Source organism: Billgrantia zhangzhouensis (assembly GCF_021404465.1).
Taxonomy (GTDB): Bacteria; Pseudomonadota; Gammaproteobacteria; order Pseudomonadales; family Halomonadaceae; genus Halomonas; species Halomonas zhangzhouensis.
On the sequence record NZ_JABFTT010000005.1, the window covers coordinates 16907 to 31730 of the forward strand.

Annotated in this window: 19 protein-coding genes; 7 read left to right on the top strand and 12 right to left on the bottom strand. The window is 61.7% G+C overall.

The window, feature by feature from the left end; all coding sequences use genetic code 11:
- Positions 1-76 precede the first annotated feature (76 nt).
- From HOP51_RS07330 to HOP51_RS07345, 4 genes are all read right to left on the bottom strand, one after another.
- Positions 77-466 (bottom strand): DUF1801 domain-containing protein, encoded by a 390-nt coding sequence (locus tag HOP51_RS07330; RefSeq protein WP_234273295.1) that lies wholly within the window; start codon positions 464-466, stop codon positions 77-79.
- A complete protein-coding gene (locus HOP51_RS07335; protein WP_234273296.1) occupies positions 456-644 on the bottom strand; it encodes a thioredoxin domain-containing protein in 189 nt (62 codons plus the stop codon). Before HOP51_RS07335 ends, HOP51_RS07330 begins: the two co-directional genes overlap by 11 nt.
- A complete protein-coding gene (locus HOP51_RS07340; RefSeq protein WP_234273297.1) occupies positions 645-1295 on the bottom strand; it encodes a dihydrofolate reductase family protein in 651 nt (216 codons plus the stop codon).
- A gap of 84 nt (positions 1296-1379) precedes the next feature.
- Positions 1380-1856, bottom strand: a complete 477-nt coding sequence (locus HOP51_RS07345) for a LabA-like NYN domain-containing protein (protein ID WP_234273298.1) — start codon at positions 1854-1856, stop codon at positions 1380-1382.
- 192 nt (positions 1857-2048) lie between these two features.
- On the opposite strand from HOP51_RS07345, the gene HOP51_RS07350 reads away from it, so the two are divergent.
- The 5 genes from HOP51_RS07350 to HOP51_RS07370 all read left to right on the top strand — a co-directional run bounded on the left by HOP51_RS07350 (position 2049) and on the right by HOP51_RS07370 (position 6884).
- The gene (locus HOP51_RS07350) at positions 2049-2897 is read left to right on the top strand and encodes a MurR/RpiR family transcriptional regulator (RefSeq protein ID WP_234273299.1); all 849 of its coding nucleotides are present in this window, start codon (positions 2049-2051) and stop codon (positions 2895-2897) included.
- 286 nt (positions 2898-3183) lie between these two features.
- Complete coding sequence (locus tag HOP51_RS07355; RefSeq protein WP_234273300.1) at positions 3184-4221, top strand: TRAP transporter substrate-binding protein; 1038 nt, start codon at positions 3184-3186, stop codon at positions 4219-4221.
- 15 nt (positions 4222-4236) lie between these two features.
- Positions 4237-4878: a TRAP transporter small permease subunit gene (locus tag HOP51_RS07360; protein ID WP_234273301.1), complete on the top strand. Its 642-nt coding sequence runs from the start codon at positions 4237-4239 to the stop codon at positions 4876-4878.
- On the top strand, positions 4875-6179 hold the full coding sequence (locus tag HOP51_RS07365; RefSeq protein WP_234273302.1) for a TRAP transporter large permease: 1305 nt from the start codon (positions 4875-4877) through the stop codon (positions 6177-6179). The genes HOP51_RS07360 and HOP51_RS07365 overlap by 4 nt, the downstream gene beginning before the upstream one ends.
- Positions 6180-6182: 3 nt before the next feature.
- A complete protein-coding gene (locus HOP51_RS07370; RefSeq protein WP_234273303.1) occupies positions 6183-6884 on the top strand; it encodes an aspartate/glutamate racemase family protein in 702 nt (233 codons plus the stop codon).
- Between the two features lie 9 nt (positions 6885-6893).
- On the opposite strand, the gene HOP51_RS07375 is transcribed toward HOP51_RS07370, so the two are convergent.
- From HOP51_RS07375 to HOP51_RS07400, 6 genes are all read right to left on the bottom strand, one after another.
- Complete coding sequence (locus HOP51_RS07375) at positions 6894-9104, bottom strand: OsmC domain/YcaO domain-containing protein (protein WP_234273304.1); 2211 nt, start codon at positions 9102-9104, stop codon at positions 6894-6896.
- Between the two features lie 231 nt (positions 9105-9335).
- A complete protein-coding gene (locus HOP51_RS07380; RefSeq protein WP_234273305.1) occupies positions 9336-9602 on the bottom strand; it encodes a hypothetical protein in 267 nt (88 codons plus the stop codon).
- 318 nt (positions 9603-9920) lie between these two features.
- Positions 9921-10667 (bottom strand): SDR family oxidoreductase, encoded by a 747-nt coding sequence (locus HOP51_RS07385; protein ID WP_234273306.1) that lies wholly within the window; start codon positions 10665-10667, stop codon positions 9921-9923.
- Positions 10668-10692: 25 nt separating this feature from the next.
- A complete protein-coding gene (locus HOP51_RS07390; protein ID WP_234273307.1) occupies positions 10693-11211 on the bottom strand; it encodes a GNAT family N-acetyltransferase in 519 nt (172 codons plus the stop codon).
- Between the two features lie 30 nt (positions 11212-11241).
- Positions 11242-11649, bottom strand: a complete 408-nt coding sequence (locus tag HOP51_RS07395; RefSeq protein ID WP_234273308.1) for a nuclear transport factor 2 family protein — start codon at positions 11647-11649, stop codon at positions 11242-11244.
- Positions 11646-12014 (bottom strand): glyoxalase superfamily protein, encoded by a 369-nt coding sequence (locus tag HOP51_RS07400; RefSeq protein ID WP_234273309.1) that lies wholly within the window; start codon positions 12012-12014, stop codon positions 11646-11648. Before HOP51_RS07400 ends, HOP51_RS07395 begins: the two co-directional genes overlap by 4 nt.
- A 171-nt stretch (positions 12015-12185) precedes the next feature.
- Here HOP51_RS07400 and HOP51_RS07405 point away from each other — a divergent pair, with 171 nt between their 5' ends.
- The gene (locus tag HOP51_RS07405) at positions 12186-12608 is read left to right on the top strand and encodes a DCC1-like thiol-disulfide oxidoreductase family protein (RefSeq protein ID WP_234273310.1); all 423 of its coding nucleotides are present in this window, start codon (positions 12186-12188) and stop codon (positions 12606-12608) included.
- Positions 12609-12827: 219 nt separating this feature from the next.
- Here HOP51_RS07405 and HOP51_RS21155 read toward each other — a convergent pair whose 3' ends face one another.
- Both HOP51_RS21155 and HOP51_RS07415 read right to left on the bottom strand, forming a co-directional pair.
- A complete protein-coding gene (locus HOP51_RS21155) occupies positions 12828-12983 on the bottom strand; it encodes a GFA family protein (RefSeq protein WP_455423585.1) in 156 nt (51 codons plus the stop codon).
- A 55-nt stretch (positions 12984-13038) separates the two neighbouring features.
- Entirely contained in the window at positions 13039-13911 is an 873-nt protein-coding gene (locus tag HOP51_RS07415) for a DUF3626 domain-containing protein (RefSeq protein ID WP_234273311.1), read from the bottom strand.
- Between the two features lie 187 nt (positions 13912-14098).
- Here HOP51_RS07415 and HOP51_RS07420 point away from each other — a divergent pair, with 187 nt between their 5' ends.
- Complete coding sequence (locus HOP51_RS07420) at positions 14099-14785, top strand: type 1 glutamine amidotransferase domain-containing protein (RefSeq protein WP_234273312.1); 687 nt, start codon at positions 14099-14101, stop codon at positions 14783-14785.
- The last annotated feature ends 39 nt before the right edge of the window (positions 14786-14824 follow it).

A 14824-nucleotide genomic window follows, 5' to 3' on the forward strand; every position in this document is an offset into this window, starting at 1 on the left:
AAGCGACAACACCCCGAGCCAGGTACGGGCTCGGGGTGATGCTCAAAAATTACCCCATGCTGGCTTCGGCCCGGCTTTACTTCAGCCTTTCAAGCCGCCCCTTGCGTTTTGCTATGTTCTTGTAATCCCACTGAATGTCGCGCGCTTTTCCGAGCCAGCGCTCGAGATTCTCCACGTTGACCTGCTCGACTGCGGTGTAGCGGGCTTCCGCGGCCTTGAAGCTGCCCTCTTTCTGCAAGCCTTCCTCTTCGAAGGACTGACCGCTCCAGAACAGCAGGCGCACGCAGTGTTTGAGCTTCTTGTAGCCGACGATTGGGTTCCCATCCAAGAACCAGACGGGATGGGCATGCCACACCTTGTTATCAGCCTCAGGCAGGTAGTGATCGATCGTCTCGGCAAGCAGATCGCATATCGCCTTATCGCTGGGCTCCTGCTGTTCGTTGTACTTCAAGGTGTCAGGATGCATCGTTTTCCTCCGTCAACAGGACCTCGCTGCACTCGCCCAGATGCAGCAGGATCGCACCGCTCTCGACGCGATAGGGCAAGCCGGCCTCTTCCAGTGCCCAGCGCACCCGCAGGTCGCGCACGTAGCCGCGCGGCAGCTCGGATACCCAGTCGAAGGTAGTGAGGATCAGGTCGGCCATTCAACTTCTCCTTCTGAGAACGACATGGGTGACCCGCTCGCTGGGCACTCTCTCCATCCATTGGTAACCGAGAGCACGCATGTCGAGACCGGCGAACAGGTTCTCCCCAGCGCCGAGCAGCACTGGCGTGCTGGCAAGATGAAGCTCATCGACGAGCTGCGCCTGCAGGTACTGCTGAATCGTTGCCACCCCACCGCCGAGGCGGACATCCTTGCCGTTGGCAGCTTCTCTGGCTCGCTCCAGAGCCACATGAATGCCTTGGGTGACGAAGTGAAATGTCGTGCCGCCAGCCATCTCGACGGGATCGCGTGGGTGATGGGTCAATACGAAGACCGGCATGTGAAACGGCGGGCTGTCGCCCCACCACCCCTTCCAGCTCTCATCCGGCCAGGGGCCGCGTACAGGACCGAACATGTTACGGCCTATGATCCAGGCGCCGACGTTCTCGAAGCCGCGGGCCACGAAATCGTCGTCAGTGCCGGTTTCTCCGCCCTCCTTGCCCAGCACGCGCTGCTGGAAGGTTGCGGTCGCAAACTGCCAGTCCTGGTTCTCCAGGCCGTTGATGCCCATTGGATTTTCCAGGCTCTGCTCGGGGCCGGCGGCAAAGCCGTCCAGCGAAATACTGAAGCATGACACGCGTAGCTGACTCATCGTGGCCTCCGTTGGGCGCGATATCTGCTCACTAGTCGAAGGACCCGCACAGGATTCGACACCCACTGGCCAGCCCAGCGCTCCCTAAGACAGCAGGAGTCTCTCGTCGATGCCCTTGAACTCGTTGGCGGCGTTCATCAGTGAGTTAGCCGTCAGCTGCGGCACACCATAGACCTCTACCACCTTCCCATGGACCTGCCGGATCTTGTCTACCAGCAGGTCGAAATCGCCGTCGCCCGAGACCAGCACGATGACATCCGCCTGCTCGGCGTATTCGATGGCATCGAGGGTAATGCCGACGTCCCAGTCCCCTTTTGCAGAACCGTCCGCCCTTTGAATGTAGGGCTTCAGCTTCACCTCGAAGCCGATGGCGCGAAGGATGTTCTGAAATTCCTGCTGCTTCCGGTCGCCCCTGTCGATGGCATAGGCGATGGCCTTGACGACCTCTCTGCCGGCAGTGGCGTCGGCCCAGAACTTGTTGTAATCGAAATTGCGCTTATAGGCTTGCCGCACCGTGTAGTAGACGTTCTGGACGTCCACGAAGATCGCCACTTTCACCATGTCGTTGCTCTCATTGGTTCACATCCGGATGAATGAAAACGCAAGCGCCCCGAGCCAGTATGAACTGACCCGGGGCACTTGTGTGCTCCGGTTGCTGCTTTCGCTGACTTAATCGCCAAGCCTGCGGTTCGATGGTTGCGGCACCGTTCCTCACCGGACATGATGTCTGAAACCACAGTTTCAGGAGTCGGCATGGCCAGATCCTCGCAGGCGCGTTCCTTTCTCTCCCGGGTACGCAGCGCCCTGCCCTCCTTGCACCCGGCCGAGCGCCGGCTGGGCGAGTTCGTGTGCGATTTCCCCGGGGAAATCGCCAGCTACGATGCCCAGGAGTTGGCAAAGTTTGCCGGGGTCTCCAAGGCGACGGTGTCGCGCTTCGTACGCCGGCTCGGCTACGAGAGCTACGAGGCGGCGCGCAAGCACGCCCGCGAGGAGCAGGCCACCGGCTCGCGCCTCTTCCTGCAGAGCGTGGCCCTGGAGCCGGGCGAGCGTTCCCTGGCACTCAACCTCGACCAGGGCAAGGACAATCTTGACCGAACCTTCTCGGCGATCACCCAGGCGCAGGTGGACGCCGTGGCCCGGACCATCCTCGACGCCCGCAAGACCTGGGTAATCGGCTTTCGCGCCAGCCACCCTTTCGCCGACTATCTGCGCTGGCAGCTCACCCAAGTGGTGGAGCAGGTGGTCAGCCTGCCCGGCGGCGGCGAGACCCTGGGCGAGCACCTGGTCAGCATACGCCCCGAGGACTGCGTGGTCGTCATCGGCCTGCGTCGCCGGGTAGCGATCACCGAACAGGTGCTGGCCGAGGCCCGCGAGTGCGGCGCCCGGGTGCTCTATATCACCGACGAAGGGCTAGCCCCGGACCCCAGCGTCACCTGGCACTTCCGCTGCTGCACCCTGGCCGCCGGGCCGCTGTTCAACCACACCGCCGTGATGGCGCTCTGCCACCTGCTGGCCATGCGCACCATCGAGCTTGCCGGTGAAGATTCGCGCCGCCGCCTGCGCCGCATCGAGACGCTGAACGACAAGCTCGAGGAGCTCTAGACCATACCCGAGGGCGGGCGAAGGCAGCACCATCTTGGCGCATAGCGCTACCAATCTGCACACTTTCCGAGGCAAAAAAGAAACAGTCGCGCGGCGGACGAAAAGGCGATTCTGGAGTAATAGGCTGTTTTTGTTATGAAACTGTAATTTCTTTTTAACGATGGCATGAAATTTGGATCACTTGTAACGATTGCCGCCGCCTGAACGCGGCGGACCGATACCGCCACCTGGCGCCCAGGGGAGCCGCACTCCCTCCCAAGGTGCCGCCGATGACAGGACCAAGACAATGCTGAAACGTACCGCTCTGGTAACCGCCGTCTCCGCCGCCCTGATGGCCTCCGCCGCCCAGGCCAGTGCGCTGTCGATCCAGGTTCTGGGCCAGCCTGCCGGCTCCGGCCTGATCGCCCAGCAGAAGGAGCAGCCCTTCTTCACCAACCTGGCGGACAACACCAGCCTGGATATTACCGTGCAGTACCTGCCGGTGGACGTGGCGGGGGTTCCCGACACCGACGGCCTGCGCGTGCTACGTTCCGGCCTCTTCGATATCGTCTCCCTGCGCGGCCCCCAAGTGAGCCGCGATGAGCCTTCCATCCTCGGGCTCGACCTGATCGGGCTCAACACCAGCTTCGAGGCCGGCCGTGAGCACGTCGCCGCCTTCTACGATTACGTGGACAGCCGCCTGCAGGAGCGCTTCAACGCCAAGCTCTTGGGCACCTGGCCCGCCGGCCCCCAGGTGATTTTCTGCCGCGGCGAGATCGGCGGCCTGGATGACCTGCGCGGCAAGCGCGTGCGCGTAGGCGACCAGAGCGCGGCCAACTTCGTCGGCCAGCTCGGCGCCACCGGCATCTCGATGCCCTTCGGCGACGTCCAGCAGTCGCTCTCCCGCGGCGTGATCGACTGCGCCATCACCGGCCCCGCCTCGGCCAACTCCGGCGGCTGGCCGGAAGCTACCACCACGGTGCTACCCATTGCCTTACAGCTGGCCATCAACGGCTATGCCATCAACCTCGATACCTGGAACAGCATGACCGAGGAGCAGCAGACCCAGCTCGAGTCGGCCATCACCGAGCTGAGCGACGAGATCTGGGCCTACTCCGAGGAGCTCTATGAAGACGCCATGCGCTGCAACGCTGGCGAGACACCCTGCGAGTACGGCACCTCCTACTCCCTCACCGAGGTGCCGGTGACCGAGGAGGACCTGGCCAAGGTGGCCGCCGCAGTGGAAGAGGTCTCCCTGCCGATCTGGGCAAGCCAGTGCAATGCCGCTGCCGCGGACTGCGAGGACGTGTGGCGCGATACCGTCGGCCAGAAGCTCGGCCTCTGAGCCCGGGAGGCGACGATGACGATCTATGCTCGTATTCTCGGCATGCTGTTTGGCGCCATGATGCTGCTGCTCGCCCTGCTGATCACGGTGGAAACCGTGATCCGCAAGGTCTTCTCGATGTCGCTCGGCGGGGTCGACGAGCTGGGAGGCTATGCCATCGCCATTGCCGCCCCGCTGGCGTTCTGCGTGGCCATGGTCGAGCAGTCCCATATCCGCATCAACCTGGTGCACATGCGCCTGCCCTTCAGGGTGCAGGCGGTGCTCAACGCCCTGGCTGCCCTGACCCTCGGGCTTCTGGCAGCCTTCCTGCTCTACTTCACCATCCAGACCGTCCAGGACACCCGGCTCTACGGCTCCATCGCCCAGACGCCCCGGGCCACGCCGTTGATCTACCCGCAGACCGTGTGGCTGATCGCCATGGCCGCCTTCACCCTGGCCGCCACGGTGCTCACCGCGCAGGCCATGGGGCTGCTGGCGAAGGGCGACTGGAAGGCGCTCAACCGTCACTTCGGCCCGAGCTCGACCCAGGACGAGCTGGAAGCGGAGCTCGAGGACCTCAAGCAGCGCGAACAGCAAACAGACGAGCTGCCGCTCGCCGAACCGCAGGCGGATGAATCCCGCACCGGTAACCCGGCGCGCAAAGGAGGCCAATCATGAGCATTCCCCTGATCGCCTCGGCGTTCTTCATCATGCTCGGCCTGATGCTGCTGAGCATTCCGGTGGCCGTGGCCATCCTCTTCGTCGGCGTGATCGGCGGCTACCTGATGCACGGCTTCCCCCTGGTGGACATGATGGGTGGCGTGGTCTGGAGCAGCCTGAACAGCCCCTCCATGCTGGCGATTCCGCTGTTCATGCTGCTCGGCGAGTTGCTGCTTCGCGGCGGCATCGCCGACCGGATGTACGCGGCGCTCTCAGTGTGGTTCAACCGCCTGCCGGGTGGGCTGCTGCACACCAACATCGCCACCTGCACGCTCTTCTCCGCCACCTCGGGCTCGTCGGTGGCCACAGCCGCCACCGTGGGCACCATCTCGCTGCCGGCGCTGCAGAAATACCGCTACCCGGTGCGCCCCTCGCTTGGCTCACTGGCTGCCGGCGGCACCCTGGGCATCCTGATTCCCCCCAGCATCAACCTGCTGGTCTACGGCCAGTTGGCCAATACCTCGGTCAGTCAGTTGTTCGCCGCCGGGCTGATCCCAGGCCTCACCCTGGCCCTGCTCTTCTCCGTCTACCTTTTTATTGCTCACGGCAAGGCGGGCAGCTCCGCCATGGTGGAGGTCAACCTGCCGCTGCGAGAGAAGTTTGCCCTCTCGCGCCACTTGGTGCCGCCCTTCGTCATCTTCGGGGTGGTGATGGGCAGCATCTACGGTGGGGTCGCCACGCCCACCGAGTCCGCGGCCATCGGGGTGATGATCGCCCTGGCCTTCATCGTGGGCGGGGGCAAGCTGAGCCTCGACCTCTTGATCCACTGCTCGCTGCACGCTGCCAAGACCACCGGCATGGTGATCATCGTGCTGATGTGCGCGCTGCTGCTCAACGTGACCCTCTCGATGCTGGGGGTGACCCAGGCGCTGACCCAGTGGGTGGCTAGCTTCGGCCTCACCCAGGTGGGCCTGCTGCTGGTGCTGCTGCTCTTCTACGTGGTGCTTGGCACCTTCATGGATGCCATGTCGATGCTGGTGCTGACGGTGCCGATCACAGTGCCGATGGTGATGGCCGTGGGCGTAGATCCCATCTGGTTCGGCATTTTCATCGTGCTGATGTGCGAGATCGCCCTGATCACGCCGCCGGTAGGCATGAACCTTTTCGTGGTGCAGGGGGTGCGCAAGGATGGCGGTAGCTTCAATGACGTAATTTGGGGCTCGCTGCCCTTCGTGGCGATCATGGCGCTGTTCACGCTGGCCATCATGGCCTGGCCTCAGATCGTGATGTGGCTCCCCGACCTGCTGGCGGGGCGCTGACCCATGAATCATTACCCTGGAGACGCCACTCCGCCGGCCCCCGTTCGCGTGCTGGCCATCAATCCCAACACCAACCCGACCGTCACCCAGCGAGTGCGGGAAGTACTGCAGGCTCAGGCGCCGCCCGGCGTGATCATCGAGGCGGAGAGCCCGCATCAAGGGCCCCGGGCGGTGGAGAGCAGGCAGGACAAGACCCGCGCCGCCGGCCACGTGATGGCGCTGATCGAAAGCCGCATGGCGCAGGGCTACGCCGGCTATATCCTCGCCTGCTTCGATGACATCGCCGTCGCCGAGGCTCGCACTCTGACTGGAGCCCCGGTGATCAGCCTGGCGGAGGCCGGCATTCGCCGCGCGGACGCCACCGGCGGCCCCTTCACGGTGATCACCACCTTCGAGGGCGCCGTGGCCACCATTGAGGCGCTCTGTGAGTGCTACGGCGTGAGGGAGCGCTGCCGCGTAGTGGCCACTGGCATCGGCGTCAGCGAGACCGCAGCGCGCACACCCCTGGCCGAGACGCGGCTGGCAAGCCTCTGCGAGCGAGCCCATGCGGAGGGGACACGCGCCATCGTGCTGGGCTCCGGCGCCTTCGCCGGACGCGGTGCGCAGCTTGCCAGGCGCCACGGCCTTCCGGTGATGGACGGCTTCGCCGAGGCGCTGGCCTTCGTGCTGCGCCAGGCGGAGCCCATGAGGGCCCGGAACACCTAGCGCCTTCGCTCAGGTGGGAGTGCACAACCCCGCCCGCTTGGCGCGATGGGCGTGCAGCTTCTTGTAGCTCTCGATCAGGCGCTGGTGCTTCTCCAGGCCTTCGAGCTGCATGTTGGTGGGCGTGAGGCCGTGGAAGCACACCTCGCCGCTCACCGAGCCGACCACTGCGGCCATGGTCTTTTCGCCGAACATGCGGGTGAGGTTGTGCAGGTAGTCGTCGAGCTCCAGCTCGTCGTCGAGCATGATCTCCAGCACCGCGGCCATGGCCTGGTAGAACAGTCCGCGCTCCACGGTGTTGTCGTTGTACTGCTGGAACATCTCGACCCGCTCCAAGGCCTCTTCATGCTGGCCAAGCGCAAGATTGATCAGCAGCTTCAACTCGAGGATGGTGAGCTGCCCCCAAACGGTGTTCTCGTCGAACTCGATACCGATCAGGGTGATGATGTCCATGTGCTCGTCGAGCTGGCTTTCGTCCAGGCGCGCCAGCAGGTCGGCAAGCCGTTCGTCGCTCAGGGCGTGGAGATTGAGGATGTCCTCGCGGTAGTCCAGCGCCACGTTGGTGTTGTCCCAGATCAGGTCGTCCACCGGGTACACCTCGGAGTAGCCCGGCACCAGGATGCGGCACACCGGTGCGCCCAGGTCTTCGTGCACGGCCATGTAGGCCTCGAGGCCCAGCTCTTCCAGGATGCCGAACAGGGTGGCCGCTTCCTCTTCCGTACTGTTTGAATCGCTGCCGGAGAAGTCCCAGTCGGCGAACTCGACGTCGCTCTTGGCACTGAAGAAGCGCCAGGAAACCAGCCCCGAGGAGTCGATGAAGTGCTCGACGAAGTTATTCGGCTCGGACACCGCCTGGGAGTTGAAGGTCGGCGGCAGGAAGTCGTTCAGGCCTTCGAAGCTGCGCCCCTGCAGCAGCTCGGTGAGGCTGCGCTCCAGCGCCACCTCGAAGCTAGGGTGGGCGCCGAAGGAGGCGAACACGCCGCCGGTGCGCGGGTTCATCAGGGTCACGCACATGACCGGGAACTGGCCGCCGAGTGAGGCGTCCTTCACCAGCACCGGATAGCCCTGGGCCTCCAGCGCCTGAATGCCTTCGAGAATCCCCGGGTAGCGCTCGAGCACTTCCATGGGCACGTCCGGCAGCGCCAGCTCCTGTTCGAGGATCTCGCGCTTCACCGCACGCTCGAAGATCTCGGAGAGGCACTGCACCTGCGCCTCTTGCAGCGTGTTGCCGGCGCTCATGCCATTGCTGAGGTAGAGATTCTCGATCAGGTTGGAGGGGAAGTAGACCGTCTCGCCGTCCGACTGGCGCACGAAGGGCAAGGCGACGATGCCCCGCTCCCGCTTGCCGGAGTTGGTGTCGATCAGGTGTGAGCCGCGCAGCTCGCCCTCCGGGTCGTAGATCTCGCGGGTATACGCGTCGAGGATGCCCTCGGGCAGCGCGTCGTTGGGCCCGGGCTTGAACCACTCCTCGTTGGGGTAGTGCACGAAAGCGCTGTTCGCGATCTCTTCGCCGAAGAACTGGTCGTTGTAGAAAAAGTTGCAGCTCAGGCGCTCGATGAACTCACCCAGTGCTGAACACAGCGCGCTCTCCTTGGTCGCCCCCTTACCGTTGGTAAAGCACATCGGCGAGGCGGCATCGCGAACGTGCAGTGACCACACGTGGGGCACGATGTTGCGCCAGGAGGCGATCTCGATCTTCATGCCCAGCTCGGCCAGCATGCCGGACATGTTGGCGATGGTCTGCTCCAGCGGCAGGTCCTTGCCCTCGATCCAGGTGTAGGCGTCCTCGTCGGGCTGCACCATCAGCAGGGCCTGGGCGTCCTCGTCGAGGTTCTCCACCGTCTCGATCTGGAACTCGGGGCCGGTCTGCACCACCTTCTTCACGGTACAGCGGTCGATGGAGCGCAGGATGCCCTCACGGTCCTTCTCGGAGATGTCCTCCGGTAGCTCGACCTGGATCTTGAAGATCTGGTTGTAGCGGTTCTCCGGATCGACGATGTTGTTCTGAGAAAGCCGAATGTTCTCGGTGGGGATGTTGCGCGCCAGGCAGTAGACCCGCACGAAGTAGGCCGCACACAGCGCGGAAGACGCCAGGAAGTAGTCGAACGGGCTTGGCGCCGAGCCGTCGCCCTTGTAACGGATGGGCTGGTCGGTGATGACGGTGAAATCGTCAAACTTGGCTTCAAGCCTGAGATTTTCGAGAAAATTGACTTTGATTTCCATGACGGGCTACCGATGGGGAAGTGTTGCTGACGCAAGCCGAGGCGCGCAGTCTACCACACGGGTCCACACCTTTCGGCAATCGGTGGCACGGCATGGTGACATCAGGTTTTGGTCATGTAGCGGCGTGGGTAGATTGGCCGGCGAAACGCCGCGCTACAGGTTACAGGTGCGAGCTGAATTGCAGGTGCTCCTGCCACCGCTCGGTAAAAATAACTGCCAAGGTACATAGCATTAGCCGCGAATCAAAGCAGCCCCTGGCGGTACGCGGCGCTGCATGTCGTAACAGTCACCGGGAGGCGGCTGCTGACCGGGCGGAGAGTCGTGATACCAGATACGGCACTCACCCGGCGGAGGCATGTGCCCTGGCGGAATGCCGTATCCACCGGGCGCATGGGAACGCGAATAGTCGCCGCCGGAACTATAGGCGACACAGCCGGTGAGCAACACGGCAGTCAGCGTGCTGACCGATACAGCGCCTAGCGTAGAAAAGCGAATCATGAGGATTCCTGCTCCTGTAATTCCCCAGCCCTGGGTAAACGTGCCGAAGCGGCAACATAGCGAGTTTGCCTTTAGTTTGTCCACAGTTCGGGGCTTTGCCCAGACTGGACATCGAGCATTGTGTGGGAGATTTAAGAGGGGAAAACAGAAGGCGGGCTCGGGAACACAAGAATCTACCCGGCAACTGGTTACCGGTTAGTTCCCTGCATACTTGTGTTTTTTGGTCAGAGCCGTCTCTGCGGCTTTGTTTACGAAAATTAACGTTGAGTAACACTTAAAAGCAACATAGACATTAGGCTAAAGCATGGCCTGCCGCCGCTATCTTCCTCCGGTTACGTCCAACAGCGTACCGGTGGCGTACGAGGCTTCATCGGAGAGCAGCCAGAGGATGGCGCGAGCCACTTCTTCCGGCTGCCCGCCGCGCTGCATGGGCACGCCCGCCTTTACCCGCTCGACCCTGCCGGGCTCGCCGCCGCTGGCATGGATCTCGGTGTAGATCACCCCAGGGCGCACGGCGTTGACCCGAATGCCCTCGCCCGCGATCTCCTTGGCCAGGCCGATGGTGAAGCTGTCGATAGCGCCCTTGGCAGCGGCGTAGTCGACGTACTCATCCGGCGCGCCGAGCCGCGAGGCGATGGAGGAGACGTTGACGATCGCCCCACCCTCCCCACCGTGCCGGGTCGACATGCGCCGCACGGCCTCCCTGGCGCAAAGAAAGCTGCCGATCACGTTGGTGGTCAGTACCCGGCTCAGGCGCGCGGCGTCCATCTCCTCCACCCGCATCTGCCTTTCCAGAATGCCGGCGTTGTTGACCAGCGCCGTGACCGGGCCGAGCTTCTCGTCAACTTCGGCAAACAGGCGCATCACGTCGTCCTCGTTGCCAACATCCCCCGCTATGGCAATCGCCTTGCCGCCGGCTTGGGCGATCTCCTCGACCACGGCCTGTGCTGCCGCCTCGTTGTGGCGATAGTTGATGCACACGGCGTAGCCGCCAGCGGCTGCCAGGCGGGCGGTGGTCGCACCGATGCCCCGGCTGCCGCCGGTAACCACCAAGACCTTTTTCAATGCGATTCCTCCGTAGACTGGGTTTTCATGATTGTCCATCTGCAAGAAAAGCTTCGTGGAAGTTAACAGTACCCTGCGGGACACGCTCGCCGAAGGGCAACACGAAGAAGTATTCCAGCGGCACGCCTTCATAGACGAGCCCAGGTACATTACGGAACCCGAACTTGACGTAATACTCAGGGTGGCCGACGAGACAGCAGCCTTGGGCGCCTATGGCTTGCAGCCGAGCCAAGCCCTCTTTGATCAGCGCCTTGCCGATACCCTGCCGCTGGTATTCCGGCAGTACGGAAACCGGCCCCAAGCCATACCAGCCCGTGGTGTCATCCGAGACGCTTACCGGCGAGAAAGCGATATGGCCCACCACCCGACCTTCCCTCTCCGCTACCAGCGATACTGCCAAGGCGCCAGCAGCGCGTAATTCGGCGACGATGAACTGCTCGGTATGACTGCTGTGTTCCATTTCTCGAAAAGCCGCGACAGTTAGGTCGTGTATGGCGTCTATATCGGCAGCTGCTTCTTCACGTATGGCGATGTTTGCTTCCATTTAGGTGTCCCATGGCGGCCGATGGCCAATTTAGCTACGGTCGACGATTCTGACGATTCGCCCCCCGCCGAACGTGAACTCGGTGGTGCCATTCAGTTCGAGCAGGCTGCCCGCCTTCGGCCCGCCGGGAATGTCCTGCGCCAGGCGGCCATGGTAGTCGATCTCGGCCGTGGCGCCGTCCTGACTGAAAACCAGAGAGGCCACACGCTGAAAGCGCTCGGTGAAGAGCCCCTTGGCCCGCTGCGCGAGCAGACGAAACTCCTCGATGCCGCTTGCCAAGGTGGTCAGCTCCTCGCCCGAGTAGTTCTCGAACTCAATGTCCGGTGCCAGAATGGCCACCATTCCTTCGATGTCGAAGTCATTGTAGGCGGCAATGTAGCGCTCGATGAGGTCGCGTTTCGTTGCATCGTCCGTGATGGTTTCCTCTAAGGTGCTCAAGTACTGATGGCATCAGTGAAAATGAGCCGGTTGCCGAACGGGTCTGCAATCTTCATCTCCTTGCAGCCCCAGGGCATCGTTTCCAGCCCCGGCTTGGCGTACGGATAGCCAGCGGCATTCAGTTGCTTGTGAAAAGCTTCGAGTTCGTCGGTCTCTATGCGCACCGCCGCCCCCGGACTGCAGTCGCCATGGTGCTCGGAGAGGTGCAACACGCAGTCGCTCTTGGAGACTTGCAGGTACAGCGGCATGCCCTCGGCAAAGCGATGCTCCCAATCCACCGCAAAGCCCAAGAATTCAATGTAGAACTCCCTAGCCTTGGCTTCATCAAAAACACGCAGTATCGGTGTCGTCTTGCCGAAGCTCATTGTTGTTTGCCTCCTGATGCGGATCGATGCTCGAAACCTGGTATACCGCGAATCGGATCTTTCGGCTAATTCTACGCCTGCTCTTACCCGCTTTCTTGCCGACCTTGCCACTACACTACTTAGCCCCCATGTCGTTAATGAAGCCTCGCCAACGTAGCCAGGGAGAGCAAGATGCCGGAGAGCGAGTCCAGCGAGCGAGATCGGCCGAACCGCCAGCTCCGCCTGGTGTACGACGGCGAATGCCCAATGTGCCGGCGCTACGTGCGCTGGCAGCGCATTCGCAGGGAAGTCGGGGAACTGGAGCTCATCGACGCCAGGCAGGCAAGCGAGGCGCGCCGCGAACTCACCGCCCGGGGCATCGATCTGGATGAGGGCTTTGCCCTGCAAATCGGCAAGCGCTGGTATCACGGCAACGAGGCTCTGCACCGCCTCACCCTGCTCGGTACCCGCAGCGGCGCGTTCAATCGAACGATGTATCGGCTCTTTGCGAGCCAGGAGCGCGCGGCACGGCTTTATCCACTGCTCAGGGCATGCCGCACCGGCTTGCTGAAGTTGCTGAGAAGAGGCGCCATCGACAACCTGGGGCGAAAGTGAGCCTGACGCTGCGATACACTCAAGGCATTTCCAGCCCTCGATGCTGATGCCACTCGGCGATACTCTCCTCGGAGTAGCCGGCGAAGCAGCGATCGCCTTCCTTCGCCTCGCCTTCCACCCAGGCGGCTTTGCTGTTCAAACTCTTCCGGTCATCGATCACGGCATGATAAACGCCCTGATGCGCTGCCCCCTCGACCTGCTATGTCTCGTCGTGATCGCTCAGGTTGATGGCGTACCACCACTGCCAGCGTTCTTGCGGCAGATGGAGCAGTAGCAGTGTTGAGAAGGGTCTGGATGCGGCGATTCGACGCTGAAACGAACCGCACCACAGCGGTAGAACCCTCCAAGCAACATACTTTCCCTCCTTGGCTGCATGTCGGGTCCATTCGCAGCCTAGGCCTAGATTGCAATGACCAAAACGCACTGGCATTTACAGGTTCTGGTCTCCGAAGCGAGCCAGATAGTGCCAAATTTTTTTCAACTTCTGAGCATCCATGACTTCTTCGTTAACCGCCTTTCCTATGATTTCCGGTGTCAGCCAGCCATCGACGGCAATTTCTTGGCCTGCCCTGACTATTTCATGCCCTCGAAAGCCAGGATGCTGGTTCATTTTTTCAGCCAACAACTTAAACCCCAAGTGCCATGTAATCTCAAAAGGCAACTCACTAGCCAACCTTTCAACTTCGGTATTCTTGTAACTAGGATCCAGCACCAACGCCTGAATATCTTCATAAATATTTATCACTCCATGAATATGCGCTTCGATATAGTGATCAAGAGAATCTCTTTCATCGGTATCCGCCATTTCAATCAAGTGTCCTACATAGGGTCCTGCCCCGTAGCCTCTAGGGCCAAAAAAGCTTTCGGGGTAACAGAATGTCACCCTATCCAGCAATGTCGACTTGAGCTTGAAATACGAGGAGCCGAAGCGAGGAGAGCCTCCAGAAGCAAGCTTCTTATAGTTCAAAGCCCCATACTTCGGACGTGCGGAAGGCGCACAGCTATCGTAGACGCCCTTGAATGCACAGCTTTCCCATACCCACCGAGCACCGCCTGGAAAGGCGGTTAGACCTCCATTACTGGTTCGTGTTTCGAACTGTGATTTCAGCACTCCATCACTGTTAATCGCTGCCAGCACAGGCATTCCTGTTGCTGTCAAACGATCAGGATGAAAATTAATCGTCACTTCCAACGTATCAGTTACGACTTTTCCGCATCCGATTTTCCTAAAAAAATCAATACACTTTGATTGAGGATTACTCAGAGCACCTAGATTATTTTTCGTCTTCATTTCATCATCCATAAGGCGCCTTGGTCCGACAGCCTGTGACGCCAGTGACATTCGTGAGGAGCGAGGGCAACACCTTCTTAAGGGTAGCCTGTTATTGCCGCATGCTTTTAGGCCATACGGCAACAGACACGCTATGCTCCTGTATAGCCTGTAAACCATGGATTCGGTTGGCCACCGGCATCCAAGAAAGGAGAGCTTCATGAGTTCACGCATTCTGATGGTATTGACCTCTCACGACCGTCTCGGCGATACCGATGAGCCTACCGGTTTCTGGCTGGAGGAGTTGGCGGCGCCCTACTACGCCTGCCTGGACGCCGGTGCCGAGGTGGTGCTGGCCTCGCCCAAGGGTGGCAAGCCTCCGCTGGACCCGAAGAGTGACGCCGAGGAGAGCCAGACCGAGGCTACCCGCCGCTTTCAGCAGGACGATCGGGCCCAGCAGGCGCTGGCCAATACGCACAAACTGAGCGAGGTCAGCGCCGACGATTTCGACGCCATCTTCTACCCCGGCGGCCATGGCCCGCTCTGGGACTTGGTCGACGATGCGGATTCGATCCACCTGATCGAAACCTTCTGGGCACAGCAGAAACCGGTTGCCGCCGTATGCCACGCTCCCATCGTGCTGCTCCATGCGCGTGACGAGGAAGGGAATCCGATCATCCGTGGCCGCCAGGTCACCGGCTTTACTAACGAGGAGGAAGAGGCCGTGGGCCTCACCGAAATCGTTCCGCATCTGGTGGAAAACTCACTCAAGGAGGGCGGCGCCCACTATTTCAAGGCCGATGTCTTCACGCCCTACACCCGCCAGGACGGGCGGCTGATCACCGGCCAGAACCCACCCTCCTCCGAGCCGACGGCCAAACTGCTGTTGGCGGCACTCGGGAAGTAACACCTCAATTTCGTTCAATACCGCGCCCTAACGACGAGG

Excerpts from the sequence above, each read along its gene's own strand:
- HOP51_RS07390 (WP_234273307.1), bottom strand. The coding sequence starts at position 11,211 with ATGGAAGCAAACATCGCCATACGTGAAGAAGCAGCTGCCGATATAGAC.
- HOP51_RS07345 (WP_234273298.1), bottom strand. The coding sequence starts at position 1,856 with ATGGTGAAAGTGGCGATCTTCGTGGACGTCCAGAACGTCTACTACACG.
- HOP51_RS07400 (WP_234273309.1), bottom strand. The coding sequence starts at position 12,014 with ATGAGCTTCGGCAAGACGACACCGATACTGCGTGTTTTTGATGAAGCC.
- HOP51_RS07340 (WP_234273297.1), bottom strand. The coding sequence starts at position 1,295 with ATGAGTCAGCTACGCGTGTCATGCTTCAGTATTTCGCTGGACGGCTTT.
- HOP51_RS07365 (WP_234273302.1), top strand. The coding sequence starts at position 4,875 with ATGAGCATTCCCCTGATCGCCTCGGCGTTCTTCATCATGCTCGGCCTG.
- HOP51_RS07420 (WP_234273312.1), top strand. The coding sequence starts at position 14,099 with ATGAGTTCACGCATTCTGATGGTATTGACCTCTCACGACCGTCTCGGC.
- HOP51_RS07405 (WP_234273310.1), top strand. The coding sequence starts at position 12,186 with ATGCCGGAGAGCGAGTCCAGCGAGCGAGATCGGCCGAACCGCCAGCTC.
- HOP51_RS07355 (WP_234273300.1), top strand. The coding sequence starts at position 3,184 with ATGCTGAAACGTACCGCTCTGGTAACCGCCGTCTCCGCCGCCCTGATG.
- HOP51_RS07370 (WP_234273303.1), top strand. The coding sequence starts at position 6,183 with ATGAATCATTACCCTGGAGACGCCACTCCGCCGGCCCCCGTTCGCGTG.
- HOP51_RS07335 (WP_234273296.1), bottom strand. The coding sequence starts at position 644 with ATGGCCGACCTGATCCTCACTACCTTCGACTGGGTATCCGAGCTGCCG.
- HOP51_RS07375 (WP_234273304.1), bottom strand. The coding sequence starts at position 9,104 with ATGGAAATCAAAGTCAATTTTCTCGAAAATCTCAGGCTTGAAGCCAAG.
- HOP51_RS07350 (WP_234273299.1), top strand. The coding sequence starts at position 2,049 with ATGGCCAGATCCTCGCAGGCGCGTTCCTTTCTCTCCCGGGTACGCAGC.
- HOP51_RS21155 (WP_455423585.1), bottom strand. The coding sequence starts at position 12,983 with ATGCAGCCAAGGAGGGAAAGTATGTTGCTTGGAGGGTTCTACCGCTGT.
- HOP51_RS07330 (WP_234273295.1), bottom strand. The coding sequence starts at position 466 with ATGCATCCTGACACCTTGAAGTACAACGAACAGCAGGAGCCCAGCGAT.
- HOP51_RS07380 (WP_234273305.1), bottom strand. The coding sequence starts at position 9,602 with ATGATTCGCTTTTCTACGCTAGGCGCTGTATCGGTCAGCACGCTGACT.
- HOP51_RS07415 (WP_234273311.1), bottom strand. The coding sequence starts at position 13,911 with ATGGATGATGAAATGAAGACGAAAAATAATCTAGGTGCTCTGAGTAAT.
- HOP51_RS07360 (WP_234273301.1), top strand. The coding sequence starts at position 4,237 with ATGACGATCTATGCTCGTATTCTCGGCATGCTGTTTGGCGCCATGATG.